Here is a 20,494-nt window from a genome sequence, read left to right as displayed (position 1 = left end):
CTGTCACGAGTTTGCGGGGAAACAGCACCACATGGATTTGCTTGTTTATACTGTTGCTCTCGGCGCGGTCGTTGCTGGCTTCGTCCAGGGGCTTTCCGGGTTCGCTTTCAGCCTGGTTGCCATGTCGATTTGGGTTTGGACCGTGGAACCCCAACTGGCTGCTGCCATGGCGGTCTTTGGGGCGCTCACCGGTCAGATCATCGCTGCCGTCACCGTCCGCCGGGGTTTCGACCTCAGGCTTCTGCTGCCCTTCCTGATCGGCGGGACCATAGGCATTCCGGTCGGTGTCGCCATCCTGCCCTTGCTGGATGTGCAGTTGTTCAAGCTGGTCTTCGGCGCGCTGCTGGTCGTTTGGTGTCCCTTGATGCTCTTTGCGCGTCGCCTCCCTCCCATCACGGTCGGGGGTCCTGTTGCAGACGGTGCAATAGGTCTGGTCGGCGGCATCATGGGTGGACTTGGCGGCTTCACCGGCCCGGTTCCAACGCTGTGGTGCGTGCTGCGCCAATGGGAAAAGGACAGGCAGCGTATTGTCATCCAGAATTTCAACCTTGTGACCCTCTCCATGACGATGGCCGCCTATCTTGCGGCCGGAAAGGTCAAGCTCGAATGCTGCCGATGTTTGCCGTCGTCGCGCCGGCGATGTTGATACCGACACTCCTTGGCGCGAGACTCTACATCGGCGTTAGCGAGGCGACTTTTCGAAAGATCGTCCTCACACTCTTGGCCGCATCAGGTGCAGCATTGTTGGCATCGTCCTTGCCGCACCTCGTAAGCCGGGTTTGAACGAAACACAGAAATCCCGACTTCCGCGGTGCCATGCGCTATCGACCGATGCGGCCCGCTCCCGATAGGTAGGCGCAGATCAGTTCGACGAGTTGCTTTTGCAGCTCCGGCGCGGCGAGCATGTTCCGGCGTGCCGCATTGTGGATCACACCTTCGATCGCTGACGACAGCACGCGCGCCACGGCCTCCGTGTCGGCGCCTTTCCGTGGCTTGCGATAACTGGCGACAGCAGTCGCATAGTGATTGAGGTATTGTGCCTGGAACGAAGCATGGGCGGCCCTGGAGCCACGATCGCCAGGCGCCTCGTCGAGCAGCACCTGGTGTAGTGTCGGGTGAATGCTGTGTGCCGCGATCATGCCGCGCACCAGCTCCTGCGCGAATGTCCTGAGCGGCTTTTGGTCTTCCGCCGAATCGCGAATGACCGACAGCACATGATCGAAGTGACGGCGCCGGACGGCTGCGAGCAGGGAGAGCTTGTCGGGAAAATACTGGTAGAGCGTGCCGATGCTTACACCTGCTGTCTCGGCCACCTTGTTGGTGGTGAAGCCGGCCCAGCCCAGCCCGCTCAGAACATGAGCCGCTGCCTCGATAATCGCCTCGACGGTTGCCCTGGAACGCGCCTGGCGCGGCTGCTTGCGCATGCGCGGATGCGGCTTTGCAATGCGAGTAGACACGCCCGCTCATTCTCCTGAAAATATAAACAACATACTCGCATTTCCGGAAAAGGACACCGACCATGAGTGTGCTCGCTCTGCTTCGCAGCCTGTTTGCCTATCAGGCCTGGGCCAATGACGAACTGCTGGAAAAGCTCGCGAGTCTCGACCCGCATGTTCACGGCAAGGACCGGCAGGCCGTGATTCGGCTCGTCGATCACAGCCATGTGGTGTCGCGGATATTCTCGGCGCACCTGGTTGGCGCATGCCATGGCTACTGCGCCGACACCACTGAGGACATGCCGGCGTTCGACGAACTTCGCGCCGCGGTCGCAGCGACCGATCGCTGGTATCTCGATTATCTCGAAACCGTTTCGTCGCGGCAGCTGTCCGAGCCCGTCGCCTTCGTGTTCACCGACGGGGATAAGGCATTGATGTCGCGACAGGAAATGCTGACCCACGTCGTACTGCACGGCGGCTATCATCGCGGTGAAGCGGGGCGCATCCTGGCACAGATTTCCGTCATGCCGCCACGGGATACCTTCGCCGTCCATCTCCACAGGGCCGAGCCTTCGCGCCGGCTGCAGATGAGCCGTGAGCCGCTCGGCACCTGAACGGCCAAGCGCTTTCGATCACGCGGTCGGCTCGACCGGATCTATCGAACGATATCCTGTCCTTCAGAAATGTGAGCTGTCTGCTTACTTTCATCGCGTCGTGCAAGATAGTGCAGCGGCGTGCTCGTCGCGTTGCTTCCTACTTACCTGTAGTTTATCTTTTCGAACAAGACGAGGCGGGCGACCGCCTTCGTTCTGGACAATGTTCGCGCTGAGCGTCGGACGTTGAAGCGCAAAGCTGGTCGAAAAGGTCCTGAGCTTGACGAGAAGACCGGTCGAGATAGAGCGGCCAGAATTTCTGTCGCAGAACTTCACTGCGGGAGACAAAGATTCGCAGCCGGTTTTTGCGCGGGTAAAATGGTCGTGCGCTCGCCGTAACCGAAACTTAAGCTGCAAAAATCATTCTAATGCTTCGCTGGCTAGCAAGCCGCGAGTCAGATATGCAATGCGCGCCGGGTCAATAACGGCCGTCGGCACAACGGAAGGGGCATGATATGGCTAAGCAGTCATCCAAGGCGCCGGCATCCAAGGCACCGGCAAAGAAAGCACCAGCAAAAGCAGCCGCGGCAAAGGCCGCAACTGCTGTGAAGAAAGCGGCACCCGCTGCCAAAGCGAAGGCCCCGCCTAAGGCAAAAGCAGCGCCGGCCAAAAAGCCGGCCGCCAAGGCCGCGGCAAAACCGGCCGTGAAGAAAGCAGCACCTGCCAAGGCAAAGGCAGCACCGGCCAAGGCTGCACCCGCAAAGAAGGCGGCACCGGCCAAGAAGCCGGCTGCAAAGGCCGCGGCGAAGCCAGCTGCGAAGAAGGCAGCACCGGCCAAGGCCGCCGCTGCGAAATCTTCTGCGGCAGTGAAGAAAGCAGCGCCCGCGGCCAAGCCGAAAGCAGCGCCCGCAAAGGCGAAGGCCAAGAAGTAGTCGCCGCCCTGCTACCGTCGGGGACAATACTCAAGACAGTCAGGGCGGGATGCCGGACAGGCGCCTCGCTTCTTGGTTGACGGTCGGGCAGACGAGAAAGAGGCGGGAGGAAGACGTCTTTTCGCAGCTCCCAGGACTTCGCCATGCGGCGAAGTCCGGTGGGATTTTCGTGGCTGCCAAAGGCCAACCTTCGGTGCAAGGCCGAGTTGGTAGCCAATTCGGATTTGGATTGTCCGACGCGCTCGCGTCTGCCGCCGCACTGCGGCTTATCGCATCGCGATTGACGTCGAGACAATGGCTGTACGCTGGCGGCGCGGTTTTCCGCCTCTGGCCGTTGATGAACCCTGCATGATCGGTCAACAGTGCCCACGCACGAGCCCCTGTCGGAATCGGTTTTCGGTGAGGGTTATGCGCGAAGTCACAATGCTACGGCGTCCTTTTGCGCGTCCAACGGGGCATATGGAGCTGTAGCCGGCAAACAGGAATCGACAATGCCCAGACTGCTCTACGCGTCTACTTCCCCCTACAGCTCCAAGGTGCGCATGGCAGCACTTTATGCTGGCATCGCGGTCGATCTCGTGCCGATAAAGACGGAGGAAAGGCCGGCCGAACTGATCGGCGCCAATCCGCTCTGCAAGATCCCGGTGCTGGTGCTCGATGACGGCCGCTCGGTCCACGACAGCCGCGCCATCACCCAGCATCTCAATCGGATGTCGAAGAACGCATTGTTTCCGCGCAATCCCGACAGGCGCCTTGAGGCGGAGGTGCTGGAGGCATTGGCCGACGGTATCTGCGACTGCGCGCTGTCGATGGTCTATGAGCGGCGCACGCGGCCGGAAGAGATGGTCTACCAGCCTTGGCTCGAGCGCCAGTGGACGAAGATTTCGGCCGCGCTCGATCTGCTCAACGCCAATCCGCCGAAGCTGCCGAAGAAAATCACCTTAGGCCAAATCGCATTGCGCGCCTGCCTTGGCTATCTCTCGCTGCGCTTCGCCGGAAAATGGGAAAAGGGCCGCGGCCGGCTGACGCGCTGGGCGGCACGCTTCGACGAGAAGTTCCCGGAACTGAAGCCCGCCATCCCGGCTTGAAGGCGGGCGGCCTCAACCGGTGCCACAAAAAAAGCCGGGCGCGAGGCCCGGCTTTTTCGTGTCGTGGCTTGGACGACTTAGAACTTCATACCGACGCCGAAAGTGACGCGATTGTCGGTCGACTTGACCTTGCCGATACCGTCGAAGTCCTTCCTGCCGAAGTCCGTGTAACGATACTCGACACGGCCGAACACATTGTCGGTGATCTTGATGTCGGTACCGACGCCGGCTGTCCAGCCGAACTGCGTGTTGGTGTCGCTTACGCCGGCAGCTTCAATCTTCTGGTTCTTCAGCGCGCCACCGGCGGTGCCGTAGAGCAGGATGTCCGGGCTGACGGCATAGCCGAGGCGGGCACGCAGCGAGCCCTCGAAGCCACCCTTGGCCTCGATGCCGGCATCGTCGCCCTTGACGCCGTTGTAGCCGATATCGGCTTCGGCACCGTAGACGAAGTTCTCCTGCTGCCAGTTATAGCCGCCGAAGACGCCGCCGACAAAACCCTTGGTGTCGACGTCGACGCCAATGTCTTTGGCTTTGGCATGGCCGGCGAAGCCGTAGCCGACGCTCACACCGGCATAGGGACCGGCCCAGGATGCGACCGGAAGTTCTGCAATCGGGGCAGGTGCCGGCGGCTCTTCCTGAACCACGTCCGCGGCATAGGCAGTTCCGCCGAGGGCGAACAGCCCAAACGCCACCGCCAGCGGTCGCGCAAATTTAAGATTGGCTTGCATTGTTCTTTACTCCTTAAGCCACAGGACACAGGCTTGTTTTTCATGAGCGCCCTCAACCCGTCCGGGGGATGAAACGGATCCGGCGTTCAACGGTTGCAAATGTCGTGTCGAAATGCGGCTGAAGCGAACCTGAACTTGGGTCATTCCCTGGCACGAATGAGGCAGAACCTTGACGTTGCATCTTCGCAACAGCCAATGTCAGCAGGTTCGCCGTGCTGCACTGCACACGGCTTGGTGTAAGGGCTCCAGCGCCCTATATTGCGGGCGGGCTGGTCCGAATTCCGGTCGAGCCAGAACGCCCACCGGCCACTTTGCCACAATCCTGCCCCAGGTGGAAATGGGATTTAACGCTTGGCGGGCCATAATTTGCCGGCGCGATCCCGGCAGGTCGGAATCGGCATCGGATTAAGGATTGACAGATGAGCAAGGTCGCCGCGACTGCACTGGTGACGGGCGGGGCGAAGCGGATCGGCAGGGCGATCGTCGAGGACCTTGCCGCGCATGGTTTTGCCGTCGCCATTCACTGCAATCGCTCGCTGGCCGAGGCGGAGGCACTGGCGGCCGAAATCAACAGTGGTCATTTTGGTCGACATGGCCAGGCCGCAGTGGTTGCTGCCGACCTGACCGACATGAACGCGGTCGGAGACCTAGTCGGCCGCGCGGCGGCGGCGCTCGGGCCGGTGTCGCTGCTTGTCAACAACGCCTCGCTGTTCGAGCACGACAGTGTTGAGGATTTCGACTGGCCGGCCTGGGATCGCCATTTCGCCATGCATGTCAAGGCGCCGGCGCTGTTGGCGCAGACTTTCGCCCGGGCCTTGCCGCAGAACAGTGAGGGGCTGATCGTCAACATGATCGACCAGCGCGTCTGGCGCCCGACGCCGCGTTATTTTTCCTATGCGCTGTCGAAGTCGACATTGTGGGCGGCGACCGAGATGATGGCGCAGGCGCTGGGTCCCCGCATCCGCGTCAACGCCATTGGTCCTGGCCCGACCTTGAAGAACACGCGCCAGCACGACAGCGATTTCGATGCCCAGATTGCCGGGCTGATCCTGAAACGCGGCCCGGAATTGCCGGAATTCGGTGCCACCATCCGTTATCTGTGGGCGGCACGCTCGGTTACCGGCCAGATGATCGCGCTTGACGGCGGCCAGCACCTTGCATGGCAGACGCCCGATGTGACAGGCATGGCGGAATGAGCTCCATGGACCAGAAACAAAAAACGCGCGGTGGCGCCGACGACCTGCCGCCCGAAATCGACCTCGAGGACGAGGCGGCCGAAGACGTCGTCGAGCCTGCGGCCGGCGGTCCGGACGTCACCTTCACCGCCATCGACTGGACCCCGCATGCCGGCGACGCCGACGGCATGGTCGGCGCCGAGGTGATCCAGACGCTGGTCAAGCGGCTGCCCAATGCGCCCGGCGTCTACCGCATGATGAGTGCCAACGGCGACGTGCTCTATGTCGGCAAGGCACGCAGCCTGAAGAAGCGGGTCACCAGCTACGCGCAAGGCCGGTTCCACACCAGCCGCATCGGCCGCATGGTGCGCGAGACGTCGACGATGGAGTTCGTCGTCACCCGCACCGAGATCGAAGCGCTGCTGCTTGAAGCCAACCTCATCAAGCGCTTGCGGCCACGCTTCAACGTGCTGATGCGCGACGACAAGTCGTTCCCCTATATCCTGTTGACCGGCGATCATGTCTCGCCCGGTATCTACAAGCATCGCGGCGCGCGCTCACGCAAGGGAGACTATTTCGGCCCCTTCGCCTCGGCCGGCGCCGTCGGCCGTACCATCAACTCGCTGCAGCGCGCCTTCCTGCTCAGGAGCTGCACCGACTCCTTCTATGAGAACCGCACCCGGCCTTGCCTTTTGTTCCAGATCAAGCGCTGCGCCGGCCCATGCACCGGCGAAATCTCGCATGGCGATTATGCAAGGCTTGTCGCCGAGGCGAAGGATTTCCTTTCCGGCCGCAGCCAGAAGGTGAAGACGGAGATCTCCGCCGCCATGCAGCAGGCTTCGGAGAACCTCGATTTCGAACGCGCCGCCATCTATCGCGACCGGCTGGCGGCGCTGTCGCATGTGCAGAGCCATCAAGGCATCAATCCGCAGACCGTCGACGAGGCCGATGTCTTCGCCATCCATCAGGAGGGCGGCCAGGTCTGCATCCAGGTGTTCTTCTTCCGCACCGGCCAGAACTGGGGCAACCGCGCCTATTTTCCCAAGGCCGATCCGGCGCTCGAAGCCGGCGAGGTGCTGGGATCGTTCCTGGCGCAGTTCTACGACGACAAGCCGACGCCGCGCACCATCCTGTTGTCGCATGGCGTCGAGGACCAGGAATTGCTGGCGGAGGCGCTCTCCACCCGCGCCGGCCGCAAGGTGTCGATCTCGGTGCCCCAGCGCGGCGAGAAAAAGGACCTGACCGACAATGCGCTGCAGAATTCGCGCGAAGCGCTCGGCCGGCGGCTGGCCGAAACCTCAACTCAGGCGCGGCTGCTCACTGGCTTTGCCGAGACCTTCGGCCTGGAAAAGCCGCCGGTGCGCATCGAGGTCTATGACAACTCGCACATCATGGGAACCAACGCCGTCGGCGCCATGGTCGTCGCCGGGCCGGAAGGTTTTGTGAAGAACCAGTATCGAAAGTTTAACATCCGCTCGACCGAGATCACGCCGGGCGACGATTTCGGCATGATGCGCGAGGTGATGCAGCGGCGCTTCTCGCGGCTGTTGAAGGAACATGGCGATGCCCCGCAAACCGAGGGCGCGGGCGAGGCAAGCCCTACCGAACCGGGCGACGATATCGAGGACGCGGGCGGCTTCCCCGCCTGGCCCGACGTCATCCTCATCGACGGCGGCCAGGGCCAGATGACGGCGGTGCGCAAGATCCTGGCCGATCTCGGCATCGAGGATCGCGTTGTCGCCATCGGTATCGCCAAGGGTCAGGACCGCGATGCCGGCCGCGAACGCTTCTTCGTCAAGGGCAGGGCCCCATTCTCGCTGCCCGTTCGCGATCCGGTGCTCTATTTCGTCCAGCGACTGCGCGACGAGGTCCATCGGTTCGCCATCGGTTCGCACCGCGCCCGCCGCAAGAAGGAGATGGTCAAGAGCCCGCTCGACGAGATCAGCGGCATTGGCCCGGGCCGCAAGCGCGCGCTGCTGATGCATTTCGGTACGGCCAAGGCGGTCAGCCGTGCCGCCGTCGAGGACTTGGTCAAGGTCGATGGCATTTCCGAACAGGTGGCGAAATTGGTCTACAATCATTTTCACGAGAGCTAAGACTTATTGCCGATATTTCGGCTGGCTAATCGATTCTGGCCTGTTGACCCCCCACATTCGCTTCTGATTTGACTAAGCAGGCAGAAAGAGTTCCCAAAACATGTCCCAGCGCGCGTTCAACCTGCCCAACATGCTCACTTACGCCCGCATCCTGGCGGTGCCGCTGGTGGTGCTGTGCTTCTTCCTGGAGGGGCATCTGAAATCGAGCGACTTCGCGCGCTGGTCGGCGCTCATCATTTTCCTGCTCGCCTCGATCACCGATTACTTCGACGGCTATCTGGCGCGCGCCTGGCAGCAGACCTCCAACATCGGCAAGATGCTCGACCCGATCGCCGACAAGCTGCTGGTCGCCACTTGCCTGCTGCTGCTTGCCGCCGACACCGACCGCCATGCCGGCATCGCCGGCTGGTCGCTGTGGGCGGCGATCATCATCCTGTGCCGCGAGATCCTGGTCTCGGGCCTGCGCGAATATCTGGCGGCTTTGAAGGTCTCGGTGCCGGTAACGCAGCTCGCCAAATGGAAGACCACCATCCAGATGATCGCCATCGCCTTCCTGCTTGCGGGCCCGGCCGGCGACAAGCTCTTTCCGCTGACCACCCAGACCGGGCTGGTGCTGCTGTGGATCGCCGCCCTGGTGACGCTCTACACTGGCTACGACTATTTCCGCGCCGGCCTCAAGCACATCATGGACGAGTAGCATGTCGACGAAGCTCATTTATTTCGCCTGGGTGCGCGAGCGGATCGGCAGACCGGAAGAAGACGTCGAGTTGCCGGCCGCCATCGAAACGGTCGCCGACCTGTTGCGCTGGCTGAAATCGCGCGGCGAGGAATACGAGCACGCGCTGCAATATCCTGACGTGATCCGCGTCGCCATCAACCAGGAACATGTCGAGCACCGCGAAAAGATCGCCGGCGCGCGCGAGATCGCGCTGTTCCCGCCGATGACCGGTGGCTGAACCATGTCCGCGGTGGTGCCTGTCGTGCGCATCCAGGCGGAGGATTTCGACGTCGCCGCCGAGATCGCCAGGCTGACCAGGGGTCGCAACGACATCGGCGCTGTGGTGACCTTCTCCGGCCTCTGCCGCGACGAGCAAGGCAGGCTCTCCGCGCTCGAGCTCGAACATTATCCCGGCATGGCCGAAGCCGAGATATCCCGCATCGCCGGCGAGGCAATCGAGCGCTGGCCGCTGCAGGGGCTCACCGTCATCCATCGCCACGGCAAGATCGCGCCGGGCGAAAACATCGTGCTGGTGGTGTCCGCTTCGGCCCACCGGCAGGCGGCGTTCGACGCCGCGAATTTCCTGATGGATTATTTGAAATCACGGGCGCCGTTCTGGAAAAAGGAACACCATAGCGACGGTTCCGAAGGCGGGTGGGTCGACGCAAAGGAGGCCGACGACAAGGCGGCGAGCCGCTGGAAGCGAGACTGACCAGGCTTCCGCGAGCCCTCAACCTTTGTCAGTGCCGATCAGATGATCGAGCGAAATCCGGCCGGGTCCCCAGGCCATGATGCCAAGCGCCATCGCCGCCCAGGTAATGTGCAGCGGCCAGCCGTCCGGCACGGTGAACTCGATGACCAGCGTCATCAGCAGCAACCCGAATGCCGCCAGTCGCGTCGCCAGGCCGATAACAAGGAAAACTGGCAACACGATCTCCGCTGACCCTGAAGCGAACGCCACCAGCGCGGGTGCCGGAAAATCATAAGGACCGCCCGGCAGATGCAATTTGAGTTCCGAGCTGAAAAGCAGCACTGCGACATCGTTCAACTGTAGAAAACCGTCCCATTTGTTGACGCCGGACCGCCAGAACGGGACAGCGAGGGCGCAGCGCAGGACAAGCTGCGTCAGCGATGGCGTCGCGATCGTGCGCAGGGCGGCATTTAGCCTTTCGACGAGAGCGGCGAACCCTCGCGGTTCGGTGCTCGCGTTCTGCCTATCGCTCATCGTGGTCACCTTTCCTGATGTGCAGTCGTGAAGGCTCCCGCTTCCAGCACGCCGGCAATGTTGGCGGAAAGCTCGAATTCGGCACTCTCCGCAAACGCCGCCGCGGCCGCGGCGCCGAGCGACTCGCCCGCGACCAGATGCGAGATAAATATTGCGCCGCCGGGTGGTAGGTGGCGGACGAAGACCTCTAGGCCGGGCCGCGTGACCAGCGCATCTTCAGCGCCCGTTGCCCGGATCGGCCCAACAGGACCGTCGTTCCGGTTTGCCGCGAAGACTGTGACTGCCGGGAACCGGGAGCGCGCGATCCGCGTCGCCGGATGCGGCCGCAGCACGGTGTCGGCAAGCCTCTCGCGAGGGATCGACGCCAGTGCCTCAGCCGACAGCGCCTTCGCGTCGGCGGCATGATAGGCATCGAGCCAGGCCCGCTCGATGCGCGCCACGTCGGCCAGCCACGGCATCGACTGCGCGTGTTCGTAGGCTCGATGAAATCGGGAAAGTCGCGGCCATATTCGAATAGAAGCGGCGAGGTGGGTGGCGTTTCGCGGATGTGAAAGCGCGCCATCGCGCGAAAGAAATCCGGGCCGGTGATGCGCAGCGGCGCTGGAAAGCTGGCGGCCAGCGCATCGATCAGGCTGACCGTGACGTTGTTGCGGTAGACGGCATATCGCTTGATCGCAGCGTTCCCGTTCGGCCCCGAGACCGAGTCAGGCGGGGCACGGTCAGGATCGAGCAAACCGGCGGTGAATGCCGCGGCCTAGTCAAACCGGCGGCCGAGATCGCCCGACTGGAGCTCATCCTGCGGCATGGGCTTTTCCGAAATAGTCGCCGAGCGTGGACTGAACAGAGCTTGCGGAGCGGCCAAGAAGGCCGACGACAAGGCGGCGGGCCGCTGAAAGCGCCCGCCGTCCAAATAAATTCCTGGGGCAGCCATGCCAATACGCCGCCGGCCATTCATTGACCGCAATCCTGCGAAACCCTTTGCCGGAAGGGGAGCAGGATCATGCTGGACAGGATCGCCGAGTTCTTCATCTTCGGACTGGTGCCGCTGGCCGTTGGCATACTTGCCGTTCCGGATCGTTCCGTGGCTGCCGAAAAGACCCTCAAGGGCGAGGTGATGTATCGCGAGCGCATCGCGCTGCCGCCCAATGCCGTGCTTTCCGTGCAGCTTGCCGACGTGTCGCTGGCCGACGCGCCGGCCGCAATCATCGGCGAGCGCAAGGTGGTGCCGGCCGGCCAGGTGCCGATCAAGTTCGAGATCAGCTTCGACCCGCGGGTGATCCGGCCTGATATGACCTACGCGCTGCAGGCGCTCATCACTGTCGATGACCGGCTGCTATTCGTCGCCGATACGCGCCATCAGGTCGACCCGCTCAGCGACGCGCCACAGACCATCATGCTGAAAATGGCGGCGCCGGGCGACGAGCCGGCGGCACCTTCCGTGTTCGGCCAAAGCTGGCTGGTCGAATATATCGACGGCATCGGCGTGATTGCCGAGCCGCGGGCGACATTCCGCATCAGCGAAGCCGGCAAGGCCGGCGGCAGCGGCCCTTGCAACGTCTATTTCGCCACCGCCAGGATAAACGGCTCGACGATCGCTATCAGCGACATCGGCTCGACCTTTAAGGCCTGCGCGCCTCAGGTCATGGCCGAGGAAAAGGCGCTGTTCGAGGCGCTGGCCAAAGCAGCATCCTACCACGTCGACGCCGGTAAGCTTGTCATCGCCGACAGAAACGGCCGCGACATCCTGCGCTTCAATGCCGCGAGCTAGCGCTTAGTCCGCGCCGATTGGCCCGCGCGGCAGCCGCATGTCGATCACGATGTGTTTCAGCGGGAATAGGCCGGGCAGAGGGCGCGTTAGTTCCACATAAAATGGCGGGTAAGGCAAAAGGGACGTTTGTCCCTTCGTTGAGGCCGCCAGAATGGCTGCGGCTCGTTCTGGCCTTAACTCAAAGGAGTCCAGACATGAAAACGCACACGCTTATCCTTGCCGCCACCGGTGCATCGCTCCTTGCCTTTACCGGCCTTGCCAAGGCGGACGACCATCTTGTCAATGCTCTTGACCACGGTCTCAAAGCGGACAGCCAACCGTTCCAGACCAACAAGGCCGGCCATAGCGGCGATCTCGCACCGGGGCAGGGCAGCCCGTTTTCAGGTGAAGAGACCAAGACCCCGTCCACCGACACGGAGGCGGCGAATGAACATGCGAACGTGAAGGAACGCCAGGCGAAATAGACTGGCAGAACCCGCCGCTAGGAGGCGGCGGGCGACACGCATCCTAGCGACAAAGCCGCATACGCCCGGCATTCTCAATTTGTCGCTTGTTTGAATACCGCGCCATAGTGATAGGGCGGCACATCAACCAATTCGGCAAGCTTGAACCCGCTCGCTTCCACCGCCGCGGTGGTCTGTTCGGGTGACAACCTCAGCTCGGTCTTTGGCCCGCGCGGCTCGCCCAAGACCGTGGTTTGCTCGCGCGGATACTGGTGCCAGTTGACGATGGCAAAACGACCGGCAGCGCCAAGCGTCGCGCGCACGGCGCGGGCAAGGCGCGGCCGGTCCGGAACGCCATGGAAAGCGTTGGCCATGAAAACGAAGTCGACGGTTTGAGGCACCAGCCCGGCAAGCTCATAGGCGTCGCCCGCCACAAACTCGCAATTGCCCGCGCCGCCTTCGGCCAACCGCCGCCTTGCGACTTCGAGCAGATCGGCATCGATGTCGATGGCGATCACATGACGGGCGACCCTGGCGATTGGCAGCGTGAACCAGCCGTCGCCGCAGCAGAGATCGACCACGTCCGTGCCGGGCTTCATGCCTACTGCCGCCAGGACGCTGGCAGGCTCGGGCCACAGCGCTTCCCACCAGCCGCTGGTTGGCATTTCGGTGCCCTGGAAGAAGCCGGGAATGGCGCTGGTCATGGCCTTGTCGGCTCCCCAAAATCCTCATTGTCGGGACGGCGTTTGATCCGCCCTCCGAGCTTAACGCACCGGTGACCCGTCGAGGAGCCTGAAGCTGAAAATGTCCGCTACTGCATATTGCGCAGCAGCGTGCAGCGGTTTTGCGATACCGGCATGCATCAAAACAAGAACCTGAAGCGCATCGCATGAGACCGGTCGAACGCGACGGGCTTTCGCGAAAAAGGCCGGCGTTGCGCCGGCCTTTTTGATGGGGTTCGGATGCCGGCTTAGCCGACGATCTCGGTATCCGAGAACCAGTATTTGATCTCTTGCGCGGCGGTTTCCGGCGCATCGGAACCGTGCACGGAGTTCTCGCCGATCGACAGTGCGTGCAGCTTGCGGATGGTGCCTTCGGCGGCGTTTGCCGGATTGGTGGCGCCCATCACTTCGCGGTTCTTGGCAATGGCGTTCTCGCCTTCCAGTACCTGCACGACTGTCGGGCCCGACGACATGGATTTGACCAGCTCGCCGAAGAACGGACGTTCCTTGTGCACGGCATAGAAACCTTCCGCCTCGCGGCGGCTCATCCACACCCGGCGCGAAGCCACGACGCGCAGGCCGGCATCTTCCAGTATCTTGGTGATAGCGCCGGTGAGATTGCGACGGGTCGCGTCCGGCTTGATCATGGAAAAGGTGCGTTCGAGCGCCATGGGGTCGTCCTTGTGATGGAGAGTGGAATTGAGGGTGGCGGGCTCTATACAAGCCGCCCGCCGCCTTGCCAAGGGGAGGCCGGCGCAGCGCGCATTTCTGCGCTGGGGCGGCGGACTTTCAAGTCGAACCATGCCGCCGCTCATCTTTTTGTTGAGATCGGATCTTCCGACAACCGGTACCCACTTGGGTCCGATCGACTGGCCGCCCTATAGCGCGTCGTCGTCAGCCTGACCCGACGTCGTCATAACTGCATCTCGATCGTCAGGTTGGCCGTGTCGCCAGCCCCGAGGCCTTCGCGGACCCGCACCGCGGTCTTGATCGGCAAGAGCAGGCTGCCGGATTTCTTGTCGGGAAACAGCGATGTCCGCCATCTGGTCTGGCCGATGACGGCCTCCACGCCAAGCGAGCCCCAGGGCCTTGCCATCCCAACCATCGCCGCCTTGATCCGGGCTCCAAGCTCCGGCGGCAGGGTCACGAAATGCCAGCCGCCCTTGCCCGGATAGACCCAGATCTCGGCCTGCATGTCGTAGCGAAACATTCTATGCACTTCCTCAGGTCAAGGCCTTCACGACCGGCTTTGCCATGGTGTCTTGCTGGCATGCTGACGATCGGCGAACCATCCATGATATCCACAGCCCTGCTGGGGAGGAGTCATTCTTCCCCGCAAGGAGGATGGCAGCGCTGCCATTCCACTACCGCCTTGTCACGATAGACCGCCGCCGCGTTTCCCAGCCTTCCCGTTCCAGTTCCGGCACGCTGTGGTTCTCGCTGGGGTAGCCGATGCAGAAGTAACCGATCAGTGTCCACTCCGGCGGCACGTCCAGGATCGTCGCCATCTCGGCCGGGTCGAGGATCGAGACCCAGCCCATGCCTATTCCCTCGGCGCGCGCCGCCAGCCACATCGTGTGGACCGCCATGACAGCGGAATAGTCTATGGTGGCTGGCATGGTCTGGCGGCCAAGCCCATGCCCTTGCTTGGTTGCGCGGTCGGCGAAAACCGCAAGCTGGCAGGGCGCCTCGTTCAGGCCGGCAAGTTTCAGGCGCCCATACAGCGAGGCGCGTTCACCGCAAAAATTTGCGAGTGCCTCCGCGTTGCAGCGCTCGAAGCATGCCCTGACGGCGGCGCGGCATGTTTCGCTCTCGACGATGACGAAGCGCCAAGGTTGGCTCAGCCCGACGGACGGCGCGGCGCTGGCAAGCTCGAGCAGCCGCTCCAGCGCCCCTTCCGGGAGCGGCGTCGGCTTGAACCGCCTGACGTCGCGCCGCCACAGGAAGAGCTTGGCAAGCCCGGCGCGAAAATCGGCCGGGAACTCTGGGTTTGCGGTCATGGCGCGCTGCCTCTGTTGTGGTTGCCCGGTTCGCCGGTTTTTCGTCTTGTTTGCTTCGATCCGGGCAGTGATGCGGCGCCTCAAGCGACACTTCGTCTACCCGCGTTGTCGCATTTCGCCGGGCGGGAATTCTAATGCATGTCGCGCAAAAGTGTGCAGCGGTTTTGCGGCAACGACAAACAAGTGCATGCCGCGCAAAGGTGTGCAGCGGTTTTGCGGTAACGACATGCATCAAAACAAGAACCTAAAGCGCGTCACATGAGGCCGGTCGAACGCGACGCGCTTTAGCCGAGGCCGGGCGACGTTGCCGTCATCTACGCCGTTGAACCTTGATCGGCAAACGAAACCCGCCTCGGCAAGCCGGGCGGGTCGTCGGTACGAATCAGCACCATACCGAAATTAGTAGCATAGCTGCCGGCACAAAGCAAGAACAGAATGTGGCGTTGCCGATGAAGCTGCCGAGCTCAACTTGCGAGCGGGGCGATCGCTGCCGGCGCGACCGTGCGGCCGAGGCCGCCATGCAGATCGAGGCATCGTTCGAACCATTGAGCCACGACATCGCTGTCGTCGAGCAGCCGGTAGGGCGTGGCGATGCGCGCCCATTGCAGCGCGCCGAAAACGATGTAATCGGCAAATAGCGGCGACGGGCCGCCAATGAAGGGCTGATAGCCGAGCATCGAGCGGAGTGGCTCCAGCGAGGCGCGGAAGCCGGCGAGCCCGGCGTCGCGGGTGGCGTAAACCGCCTCCAGGCACCTGCCGAAGCGCTGCTCGCGGTTCTGCCGGAAATAGGCGGCGTTCGCTTCGTCCTGCATGGCATGCAGGTCCAGTAGCGCCGCGGTGGTGACGTAGGGATGGATGGTCAGCTGCGACCAGCGTTCGATGAAGCGCGCCGTCGCCTTACCGCCGTCGCCGGAAAACAATGTCGGCCGCTCGGGATAGGTCTCCTCGAGATAGAGTGCGATGGCGAAGGAATCGGCGACCACCGTCTCGCCGTCGCGGATCACCGGAACGAGCTTCGAGACGCCGCCTTCCACCTTCGGCACTTCGAGGAAACGGGTCGGCACGCTGGCGATGTCGAGTCGCTTGTGGGCCAGCGCCATCGCCGCCTTCCAGCAATGTGGGCTGAATGGGCGAGCGGCGTCGCGTCCAACAAGGTCGTAGAGCAGAATGGTCATTGGCGGCAGCGTCCTTGCAGTCTAACTATGGCCGAAACAGACCCGCGCGAAACAGGGTCCCGCAGGTCGAGAGAAGAATGAAACAGCATTTCAGGATGTTTGCGGCCTACAATCAATGGGCCAACGGCCGCATCTACGATGCCGCCGCCGATCTCGACGAGGAAGAGTTCGACCGCAATGTCGGCGTCTTCTTCGGTTCGATGATGGGAACGCTCAACCACCTCCTGGCAGCCGACCGTATATGGATGAAACGCTTCACCGGCGAGGGCGACGCGCCGGCAAGGCTCGACACGATCTTGCACCGCGCTTTGCCAGGCTTGCGGCTGGCGCGCGAGGCCGAGGACAAACGGATCATCGACTGGGTCGACGGCCTGAGCGACAAGGCGCTGTCGGGCCGCTTCTCCTACATGACCGTCTCGGATATGCGCACCGTCTCGCAGCGGCTGGCGCCGGCGCTCGACCACTTCTTCAACCACCAGACCCACCACCGCGGCCAGGCGCATGCGATCCTGACCATTCTGGGCAAGCCAAGCCTCGGACTGGACCTGACGATGTTCCAGCGCAGCGAGGAGGGCAGGGCTTTTGCCTGAACCTGGGCGGCTGGTAGAGGACGATCCGCCGAGATTGCAAAACGCGCCAAAACATTTTATGGAGCGGACGGTCGTGAGGGCGGCCGCTCCAGCAGCATTCAGCAGCAACAGCGAGAACTGGCACGCATGCCCAATGAACCCTTGCGCCTTGTGGCGTTCTTCGCCGTGGTCTTGGCGCTTCTCAACTCCGGTTATTATTTCCACCAGGGCGACATCGTCGCGACCATCTATTTCATGATCGGCGCCATTCTTGTGACCGCGGTGACGCGGATGAGCATCAGAAGGCAGCTGATTTAGGACCGATCTTCTATCTGGCCGCCATCTCGACGGCTGGTTCGCCACTGCGATCGAATTGAAAGCAAAGTCTTAGGACTTCGTTTGTGCTGTTGCTTCAAGGTAGCCGGCTGAAGCAGGAGCAAAAGCATGCAGATCGATTTGTCCCCGACGAGCTGGGGCAGGGTCGTGGCGGTTACCGTCGCGGGTACGGCGGTCTGCATTGCAGCCGCATTCCTCGTCGATTCCTTCAATTTCCCATATTTGTCGCCGGAAGCGCTGTGGCGGGCGCAGCTGACCGACCTGCTGCTGCCGCTTATCCTGGCCAGCTCGTTCTTCTTTTTCCTGATGTGGAAAATGCGCCAACTGGCGATCGCGCAGAAGGCACTGGCCGTCGTCGCGGCGACCGACAGCCTGACGGCGGTGTTCAACCGGGGTGCGTTTTCCATGCTCGTCGAGGCCTATCTCGAACAGGCCCGCAGCCATTCTGTCGTTAATGCCGGCGCCTTGCTGATCGTCGATGCCGACCATTTCAAATCCGTCAACGACCGCCTCGGCCACGACTGCGGAGACCAGGCGCTCAAGCTGATCGCCAAGACAATCCAGGGCCAGCTACGCGGCGCCGATATCGTCGGCCGGATCGGCGGCGAGGAATTTGCGGTTTTCCTTCCCGGCGCAGATCCTTCGCAGTCCTGGCTGGTGGCGGAGACAATTCGCCGACGCGTCCGTGAGGCGGAGTTCTCGCCTGGCGGCCGGCCCTGTCCTCTCTCGGTCAGCATCGGCGGCGTCGCCTTCAGCGGGCCGACCACTTACGCCGAGATGTTCGTGGTGGCGGACAAGCACCTTTACAAGGCCAAATCGAACGGCCGCGATCAGGTCAGTTTCGAACCAGCGGCAGCAGGCGACCCGCCGGGCGGCGGCCCCATGACGGTCCATTGATGGTCGTTTCGGTCAGGCGGCGTAGCCGCCGAGGCCCCGGGCGACCGGCTTGACCGAGACCGCCGGCTGGGCGGCCGGCCAGAGGATGCCTGCCGTCACGGCGAAGGTGATCAGGGCGTCGCGTGCCGCTTCGGCCGAGATATCGCCGGCACGTGCCGCCTCGCAGGCCTTTACCGCGGCGCCATAGCTCAGCCGCCGGCGCGAAGGTGGGAACTCGGTCAGGAATTCGTGCATCTCGGAGAACGAAGCGATCGTACGCTTGTAGCCGGCGCCAACGGTTAGGGCAACCGGAGTGGAAAACGTCCTGTCGTGCATTCTGGCCTCTCGAATGGGCGGAGGTCACGGCGGACGCCGTTCTCCGGTCTGGGGGTCGGGCAGAAACGCGGGTCACGGCGCGAGGTTCCATGTTGCCGCGATTGTTTTTTCGCTGGCTCCGGGAGCGGTCGCCGGGAGAGCAGCGCCAGCGGTGAGGCGGATGCCTATTTCCACATGCCACGCATGCGGGCGCCGAGGTCGACGCGCACCTGCGGCTGGCGGCGCGGATCGTCCGGGGCCCGGACGCTGGCCCAAGCCACCTGTTCGAAGGCGCCGAGGATCGAGCGCGGGATGAAGCGCGTGCGCGAGGCATAGACATGGCGGTCGCCGCGCGCCGCCTGGCCGTGGACGAAAAAGCGATGCGGCATGACCAGGTGCAGGCTGTCCTTGGCCCGCGTCATCGCCACGTAGAGCAGCCGCCGCTCCTCGTCGACGTCCTCCTTGCTGCCGACGCCGAGATCGATCGGGATGCAGCCGTCGACGGTGTTGAGCACGAAGACGTTCTTCCACTCCTGGCCCTTGGCCGAATGGATCGTCGACAGGATCAGATAATCCTCGTCGCGGTGCGGCGGGCCAGCCTCGTCGCTGGTCGCGTCAGGCGGATCGAGTGTCAGCTCGGTGAGGAAGCGCTCGCGCGACGCATAGCCGGAAGCGATCTGCTCGAGCTGCAGGAGATCGGCCCGGCGCGTCGTTGCATCCTCGTGGATGCGTTCCAGATGCGGCTCGTACCAGAGCCTGACCTGCTCGAGGTCGGCCGGCCATTTTTGCGCGCCGGCGCGCAGGCCGCAATAGAGCGCGACAAAGCCCGGCCAGTCGTCGGCGGCACGCTGCGGCGGCCGATAGCGGGCAAGCCCCATAGTCTCGTCGAGCGACGTCGCCATGGTCTCGACGATCGCATTGGCGGCCGAAGGGCCGATGCCCGGCAGAAGTTGCAGCACGCGAAAGCCGGCGACGCGGTCGCGCGGGTTTTCGGCAAAGCGCAGTACGGCCAGCAAGTCCTTGACGTGAGCTGCATCGAGAAATTTCAGCCCGCCGAACTTGACGAAGGGGATGTTGCGGCGCGTCAGCTCGATCTCCAGCGGGCCGCTATGGTGCGAGGCTCGAAACAGCACCGCCTGGGCTTTGAGAACGGTGCCGGCCTCGCGCTCGGTGAGTATCGCCTGACAGACATAGCTCGCCTGCTCGGTCTCGTCGCGCACGCTCACCAGCTTCGGCTTTTCCGCCGATTTGCGCTCGGTCCAGAGATTTTTGGTGAAACGTTCCGACGCTTCGCCGATTACCGCATTGGCGGCCGCCAGGATCGTCTCGGTCGAGCGGTAGTTGCGCTCCAGCATGACGACTTCCGCCGGCTGCGCGAACTGATTGGGAAAATCCAGGATATTGCGCACTTCCGCGGCGCGGAACGAATAGATCGACTGCGCGTCGTCGCCGACCACCGTCAGCCCCGATCCGTCGGGCTTGAGCGCCGTCAGGATCGATGCCTGCAGCCGGTTGGTGTCCTGGTATTCATCGACCAGCACATGATCGAAACGCGCACCCAGATGCGCGGCGATTTCCGGCTCGCCGGCCATCTGCGCCCAGTAGAGCAGCAGGTCGTCGTAATCGAGCACATTCTGCGCTTGCTTGGCCTCGACATATCTGGCGAATAATTGCTTCAGCTGTTCGGCCCAACCGGCGCACCACGGGAACACCGAACCCAACACCTCACCAAGCGGCGCCTGTGCGTTGACGGCGCGCGAATAGATCGCAAGGCAGGTGCCCTTGGTCGGGAAGCGGGCTTCGGTCTTCGAAAAACCCAACTCGTGGCGGGCGAGGTTCATCAGGTCGGCGGAATCCTCGCGGTCGTGGATGGTGAAGGCCGGATCGAGACCGATCTCCAGCGCATAATCGCGCAGCAGCCTGGCGCCGATGCCGTGGAACGTGCCGGCCCAGCTCAGCGCATCGGTGATCACCGAGGCATCGCGCCCCAGCACCTCGCCGGCAATGCGCTCGACCCGCTTGGCCATTTCCGCTGCGGCACGGCGCGAAAATGTCATCAAAAGGATCCGCCGCGGGTCAGCACCCCTGACGATCAGATGCGCGACCCGCGCCAGCGTGTTGGTCTTGCCGGAGCCGGCGCCGGCAATCACCAGCAACGGCCCGGCGATCTTGCCGTCGCCATGTTCGACGGCAAGCCGCTGCTCGGCGTTGAGCTTCGCCAGATAGGCCGGCTGGAAGGACGAATCACGGGCGGCAAGGTTCATCGCCCATCAAGCATCGTTTCTGCTTTGTTCGCAAC

Annotated in this window: 24 protein-coding genes and 1 pseudogene; 13 read left to right on the top strand and 12 right to left on the bottom strand. The window is 63.1% G+C overall.

The window, feature by feature from the left end:
* Positions 1–31: 31 nt before the first annotated feature.
* Entirely contained in the window at positions 32–646 is a 615-nt protein-coding gene (locus tag NMG46_RS26500; protein ID WP_254820297.1) for a sulfite exporter TauE/SafE family protein, read from the top strand.
* A 175-nt stretch (positions 647–821) separates the two neighbouring features.
* On the opposite strand, the gene NMG46_RS26495 is transcribed toward NMG46_RS26500, so the two are convergent.
* The gene (locus NMG46_RS26495; protein ID WP_368389322.1) at positions 822–1,457 is read right to left on the bottom strand and encodes a TetR/AcrR family transcriptional regulator; all 636 of its coding nucleotides are present in this window, start codon (positions 1,455–1,457) and stop codon (positions 822–824) included.
* A gap of 62 nt (positions 1,458–1,519) precedes the next feature.
* Between NMG46_RS26495 and NMG46_RS26490 the strand changes: the two genes are divergently transcribed.
* Positions 1,520–2,050 carry a DinB family protein gene (locus tag NMG46_RS26490; protein WP_254820296.1) on the top strand — a complete coding sequence of 177 codons (531 nt, stop codon included), beginning with the start codon at positions 1,520–1,522 and terminating at the stop codon, positions 2,048–2,050.
* Between the two features lie 457 nt (positions 2,051–2,507).
* On the opposite strand, the gene NMG46_RS26485 is transcribed toward NMG46_RS26490, so the two are convergent.
* Complete coding sequence (locus NMG46_RS26485; protein WP_254820295.1) at positions 2,508–2,867, bottom strand: hypothetical protein; 360 nt, start codon at positions 2,865–2,867, stop codon at positions 2,508–2,510.
* Between the two features lie 585 nt (positions 2,868–3,452).
* Here NMG46_RS26485 and NMG46_RS26480 point away from each other — a divergent pair.
* Positions 3,453–4,049 (top strand): glutathione S-transferase family protein, encoded by a 597-nt coding sequence (locus NMG46_RS26480; RefSeq protein WP_254820294.1) that lies wholly within the window; start codon positions 3,453–3,455, stop codon positions 4,047–4,049.
* A gap of 77 nt (positions 4,050–4,126) precedes the next feature.
* On the opposite strand, the gene NMG46_RS26475 is transcribed toward NMG46_RS26480, so the two are convergent.
* A complete protein-coding gene (locus NMG46_RS26475) occupies positions 4,127–4,777 on the bottom strand; it encodes an outer membrane protein (protein ID WP_254820293.1) in 651 nt (216 codons plus the stop codon).
* 419 nt (positions 4,778–5,196) lie between these two features.
* Here NMG46_RS26475 and NMG46_RS26470 point away from each other — a divergent pair, with 419 nt between their 5' ends.
* The 5 genes from NMG46_RS26470 to NMG46_RS26450 all read left to right on the top strand — a co-directional run bounded on the left by NMG46_RS26470 (position 5,197) and on the right by NMG46_RS26450 (position 9,478).
* The gene (locus NMG46_RS26470) at positions 5,197–5,973 is read left to right on the top strand and encodes an SDR family oxidoreductase (RefSeq protein WP_254820292.1); all 777 of its coding nucleotides are present in this window, start codon (positions 5,197–5,199) and stop codon (positions 5,971–5,973) included.
* Positions 5,970–8,048 carry an excinuclease ABC subunit UvrC gene (uvrC, locus tag NMG46_RS26465; RefSeq protein ID WP_254820291.1) on the top strand — a complete coding sequence of 693 codons (2,079 nt, stop codon included), beginning with the start codon at positions 5,970–5,972 and terminating at the stop codon, positions 8,046–8,048. Before NMG46_RS26470 ends, uvrC begins: the two co-directional genes overlap by 4 nt.
* A 100-nt stretch (positions 8,049–8,148) precedes the next feature.
* Positions 8,149–8,745, top strand: coding sequence for a CDP-diacylglycerol--glycerol-3-phosphate 3-phosphatidyltransferase (pgsA, locus tag NMG46_RS26460; protein WP_254820290.1), 597 nt, complete (start codon positions 8,149–8,151; stop codon positions 8,743–8,745).
* A 1-nt stretch (position 8,746) separates the two neighbouring features.
* The gene (moaD, locus tag NMG46_RS26455; RefSeq protein WP_254820289.1) at positions 8,747–9,004 is read left to right on the top strand and encodes a molybdopterin converting factor subunit 1; all 258 of its coding nucleotides are present in this window, start codon (positions 8,747–8,749) and stop codon (positions 9,002–9,004) included.
* Between the two features lie 3 nt (positions 9,005–9,007).
* Positions 9,008–9,478 (top strand): molybdenum cofactor biosynthesis protein MoaE, encoded by a 471-nt coding sequence (locus tag NMG46_RS26450; protein WP_254820288.1) that lies wholly within the window; start codon positions 9,008–9,010, stop codon positions 9,476–9,478.
* 18 nt (positions 9,479–9,496) lie between these two features.
* Here the strand turns inward: NMG46_RS26450 and NMG46_RS26445 are convergent, their stop codons facing one another.
* On the bottom strand, positions 9,497–9,991 hold the full coding sequence (locus NMG46_RS26445) for a DoxX family protein (protein WP_254820287.1): 495 nt from the start codon (positions 9,989–9,991) through the stop codon (positions 9,497–9,499).
* Positions 9,992–9,996: 5 nt separating this feature from the next.
* Positions 9,997–10,724 (bottom strand): annotated as a pseudogene (locus tag NMG46_RS26440) (putative DNA-binding domain-containing protein).
* Positions 10,725–10,991: 267 nt separating this feature from the next.
* Here NMG46_RS26440 and NMG46_RS26435 point away from each other — a divergent pair.
* Both NMG46_RS26435 and NMG46_RS26430 read left to right on the top strand, forming a co-directional pair.
* Entirely contained in the window at positions 10,992–11,759 is a 768-nt protein-coding gene (locus NMG46_RS26435) for a YbaY family lipoprotein (RefSeq protein WP_254820286.1), read from the top strand.
* Positions 11,760–11,953: 194 nt separating this feature from the next.
* The gene (locus NMG46_RS26430) at positions 11,954–12,223 is read left to right on the top strand and encodes a hypothetical protein (RefSeq protein ID WP_254820285.1); all 270 of its coding nucleotides are present in this window, start codon (positions 11,954–11,956) and stop codon (positions 12,221–12,223) included.
* Positions 12,224–12,297: 74 nt separating this feature from the next.
* Here the strand turns inward: NMG46_RS26430 and NMG46_RS26425 are convergent, their stop codons facing one another.
* The 5 genes from NMG46_RS26425 to NMG46_RS26405 all read right to left on the bottom strand — a co-directional run bounded on the left by NMG46_RS26425 (position 12,298) and on the right by NMG46_RS26405 (position 16,099).
* A complete protein-coding gene (locus NMG46_RS26425; RefSeq protein ID WP_254820284.1) occupies positions 12,298–12,906 on the bottom strand; it encodes a class I SAM-dependent methyltransferase in 609 nt (202 codons plus the stop codon).
* A 266-nt stretch (positions 12,907–13,172) separates the two neighbouring features.
* Positions 13,173–13,595, bottom strand: a complete 423-nt coding sequence (gene ndk, locus NMG46_RS26420) for a nucleoside-diphosphate kinase (protein ID WP_254820283.1) — start codon at positions 13,593–13,595, stop codon at positions 13,173–13,175.
* Positions 13,596–13,837: 242 nt separating this feature from the next.
* Positions 13,838–14,134: a DUF1905 domain-containing protein gene (locus NMG46_RS26415; RefSeq protein ID WP_254820282.1), complete on the bottom strand. Its 297-nt coding sequence runs from the start codon at positions 14,132–14,134 to the stop codon at positions 13,838–13,840.
* A 154-nt stretch (positions 14,135–14,288) separates the two neighbouring features.
* Entirely contained in the window at positions 14,289–14,924 is a 636-nt protein-coding gene (gene bluB, locus NMG46_RS26410; RefSeq protein ID WP_254820281.1) for a 5,6-dimethylbenzimidazole synthase, read from the bottom strand.
* A 464-nt stretch (positions 14,925–15,388) separates the two neighbouring features.
* Positions 15,389–16,099 (bottom strand): glutathione S-transferase family protein, encoded by a 711-nt coding sequence (locus NMG46_RS26405; protein ID WP_254820280.1) that lies wholly within the window; start codon positions 16,097–16,099, stop codon positions 15,389–15,391.
* A 77-nt stretch (positions 16,100–16,176) separates the two neighbouring features.
* Here NMG46_RS26405 and NMG46_RS26400 point away from each other — a divergent pair, with 77 nt between their 5' ends.
* The 3 genes from NMG46_RS26400 to NMG46_RS26390 all read left to right on the top strand — a co-directional run bounded on the left by NMG46_RS26400 (position 16,177) and on the right by NMG46_RS26390 (position 17,901).
* Positions 16,177–16,689, top strand: a complete 513-nt coding sequence (locus NMG46_RS26400) for a DinB family protein (protein WP_254820279.1) — start codon at positions 16,177–16,179, stop codon at positions 16,687–16,689.
* Positions 16,690–16,815: 126 nt separating this feature from the next.
* A complete protein-coding gene (locus NMG46_RS26395) occupies positions 16,816–16,986 on the top strand; it encodes a hypothetical protein (protein ID WP_023677663.1) in 171 nt (56 codons plus the stop codon).
* A gap of 126 nt (positions 16,987–17,112) precedes the next feature.
* Entirely contained in the window at positions 17,113–17,901 is a 789-nt protein-coding gene (locus tag NMG46_RS26390) for a GGDEF domain-containing protein (protein ID WP_254820278.1), read from the top strand.
* 12 nt (positions 17,902–17,913) lie between these two features.
* On the opposite strand, the gene NMG46_RS26385 is transcribed toward NMG46_RS26390, so the two are convergent.
* A complete protein-coding gene (locus NMG46_RS26385) occupies positions 17,914–18,216 on the bottom strand; it encodes a DUF982 domain-containing protein (protein WP_023677662.1) in 303 nt (100 codons plus the stop codon).
* A 164-nt stretch (positions 18,217–18,380) separates the two neighbouring features.
* The gene (locus NMG46_RS26380) at positions 18,381–20,459 is read right to left on the bottom strand and encodes an ATP-dependent helicase (protein WP_254820277.1); all 2,079 of its coding nucleotides are present in this window, start codon (positions 20,457–20,459) and stop codon (positions 18,381–18,383) included.
* Positions 20,460–20,494 lie beyond the last annotated feature (35 nt).

Source organism: Mesorhizobium sp. LMG 17147 (assembly GCF_024297145.1).
Taxonomy (GTDB): Bacteria; Pseudomonadota; Alphaproteobacteria; order Rhizobiales; family Rhizobiaceae; genus Mesorhizobium.
Note: the sequence above shows the minus strand (reverse complement) of the source record. Positions and strands in the feature narration are given on the sequence as shown.

Excerpts from the sequence above, each read along its gene's own strand:
- moaD (WP_254820289.1), top strand. The coding sequence starts at position 8,747 with ATGTCGACGAAGCTCATTTATTTCGCCTGGGTGCGCGAGCGGATCGGC.
- bluB (WP_254820281.1), bottom strand. The coding sequence starts at position 14,924 with ATGACCGCAAACCCAGAGTTCCCGGCCGATTTTCGCGCCGGGCTTGCC.
- NMG46_RS26425 (WP_254820284.1), bottom strand. The coding sequence starts at position 12,906 with ATGACCAGCGCCATTCCCGGCTTCTTCCAGGGCACCGAAATGCCAACC.
- NMG46_RS26400 (WP_254820279.1), top strand. The coding sequence starts at position 16,177 with ATGAAACAGCATTTCAGGATGTTTGCGGCCTACAATCAATGGGCCAAC.
- NMG46_RS26415 (WP_254820282.1), bottom strand. The coding sequence starts at position 14,134 with ATGTTTCGCTACGACATGCAGGCCGAGATCTGGGTCTATCCGGGCAAG.
- NMG46_RS26480 (WP_254820294.1), top strand. The coding sequence starts at position 3,453 with ATGCCCAGACTGCTCTACGCGTCTACTTCCCCCTACAGCTCCAAGGTG.
- NMG46_RS26390 (WP_254820278.1), top strand. The coding sequence starts at position 17,113 with ATGCAGATCGATTTGTCCCCGACGAGCTGGGGCAGGGTCGTGGCGGTT.
- NMG46_RS26470 (WP_254820292.1), top strand. The coding sequence starts at position 5,197 with ATGAGCAAGGTCGCCGCGACTGCACTGGTGACGGGCGGGGCGAAGCGG.
- NMG46_RS26475 (WP_254820293.1), bottom strand. The coding sequence starts at position 4,777 with ATGCAAGCCAATCTTAAATTTGCGCGACCGCTGGCGGTGGCGTTTGGG.
- NMG46_RS26385 (WP_023677662.1), bottom strand. The coding sequence starts at position 18,216 with ATGCACGACAGGACGTTTTCCACTCCGGTTGCCCTAACCGTTGGCGCC.
- uvrC (WP_254820291.1), top strand. The coding sequence starts at position 5,970 with ATGAGCTCCATGGACCAGAAACAAAAAACGCGCGGTGGCGCCGACGAC.
- NMG46_RS26500 (WP_254820297.1), top strand. The coding sequence starts at position 32 with ATGGATTTGCTTGTTTATACTGTTGCTCTCGGCGCGGTCGTTGCTGGC.
- NMG46_RS26450 (WP_254820288.1), top strand. The coding sequence starts at position 9,008 with ATGTCCGCGGTGGTGCCTGTCGTGCGCATCCAGGCGGAGGATTTCGAC.
- NMG46_RS26405 (WP_254820280.1), bottom strand. The coding sequence starts at position 16,099 with ATGACCATTCTGCTCTACGACCTTGTTGGACGCGACGCCGCTCGCCCA.
- NMG46_RS26380 (WP_254820277.1), bottom strand. The coding sequence starts at position 20,459 with ATGAACCTTGCCGCCCGTGATTCGTCCTTCCAGCCGGCCTATCTGGCG.
- ndk (WP_254820283.1), bottom strand. The coding sequence starts at position 13,595 with ATGGCGCTCGAACGCACCTTTTCCATGATCAAGCCGGACGCGACCCGT.
- pgsA (WP_254820290.1), top strand. The coding sequence starts at position 8,149 with ATGTCCCAGCGCGCGTTCAACCTGCCCAACATGCTCACTTACGCCCGC.
- NMG46_RS26490 (WP_254820296.1), top strand. The coding sequence starts at position 1,520 with ATGAGTGTGCTCGCTCTGCTTCGCAGCCTGTTTGCCTATCAGGCCTGG.
- NMG46_RS26435 (WP_254820286.1), top strand. The coding sequence starts at position 10,992 with ATGCTGGACAGGATCGCCGAGTTCTTCATCTTCGGACTGGTGCCGCTG.
- NMG46_RS26445 (WP_254820287.1), bottom strand. The coding sequence starts at position 9,991 with ATGAGCGATAGGCAGAACGCGAGCACCGAACCGCGAGGGTTCGCCGCT.
- NMG46_RS26430 (WP_254820285.1), top strand. The coding sequence starts at position 11,954 with ATGAAAACGCACACGCTTATCCTTGCCGCCACCGGTGCATCGCTCCTT.
- NMG46_RS26395 (WP_023677663.1), top strand. The coding sequence starts at position 16,816 with ATGCCCAATGAACCCTTGCGCCTTGTGGCGTTCTTCGCCGTGGTCTTG.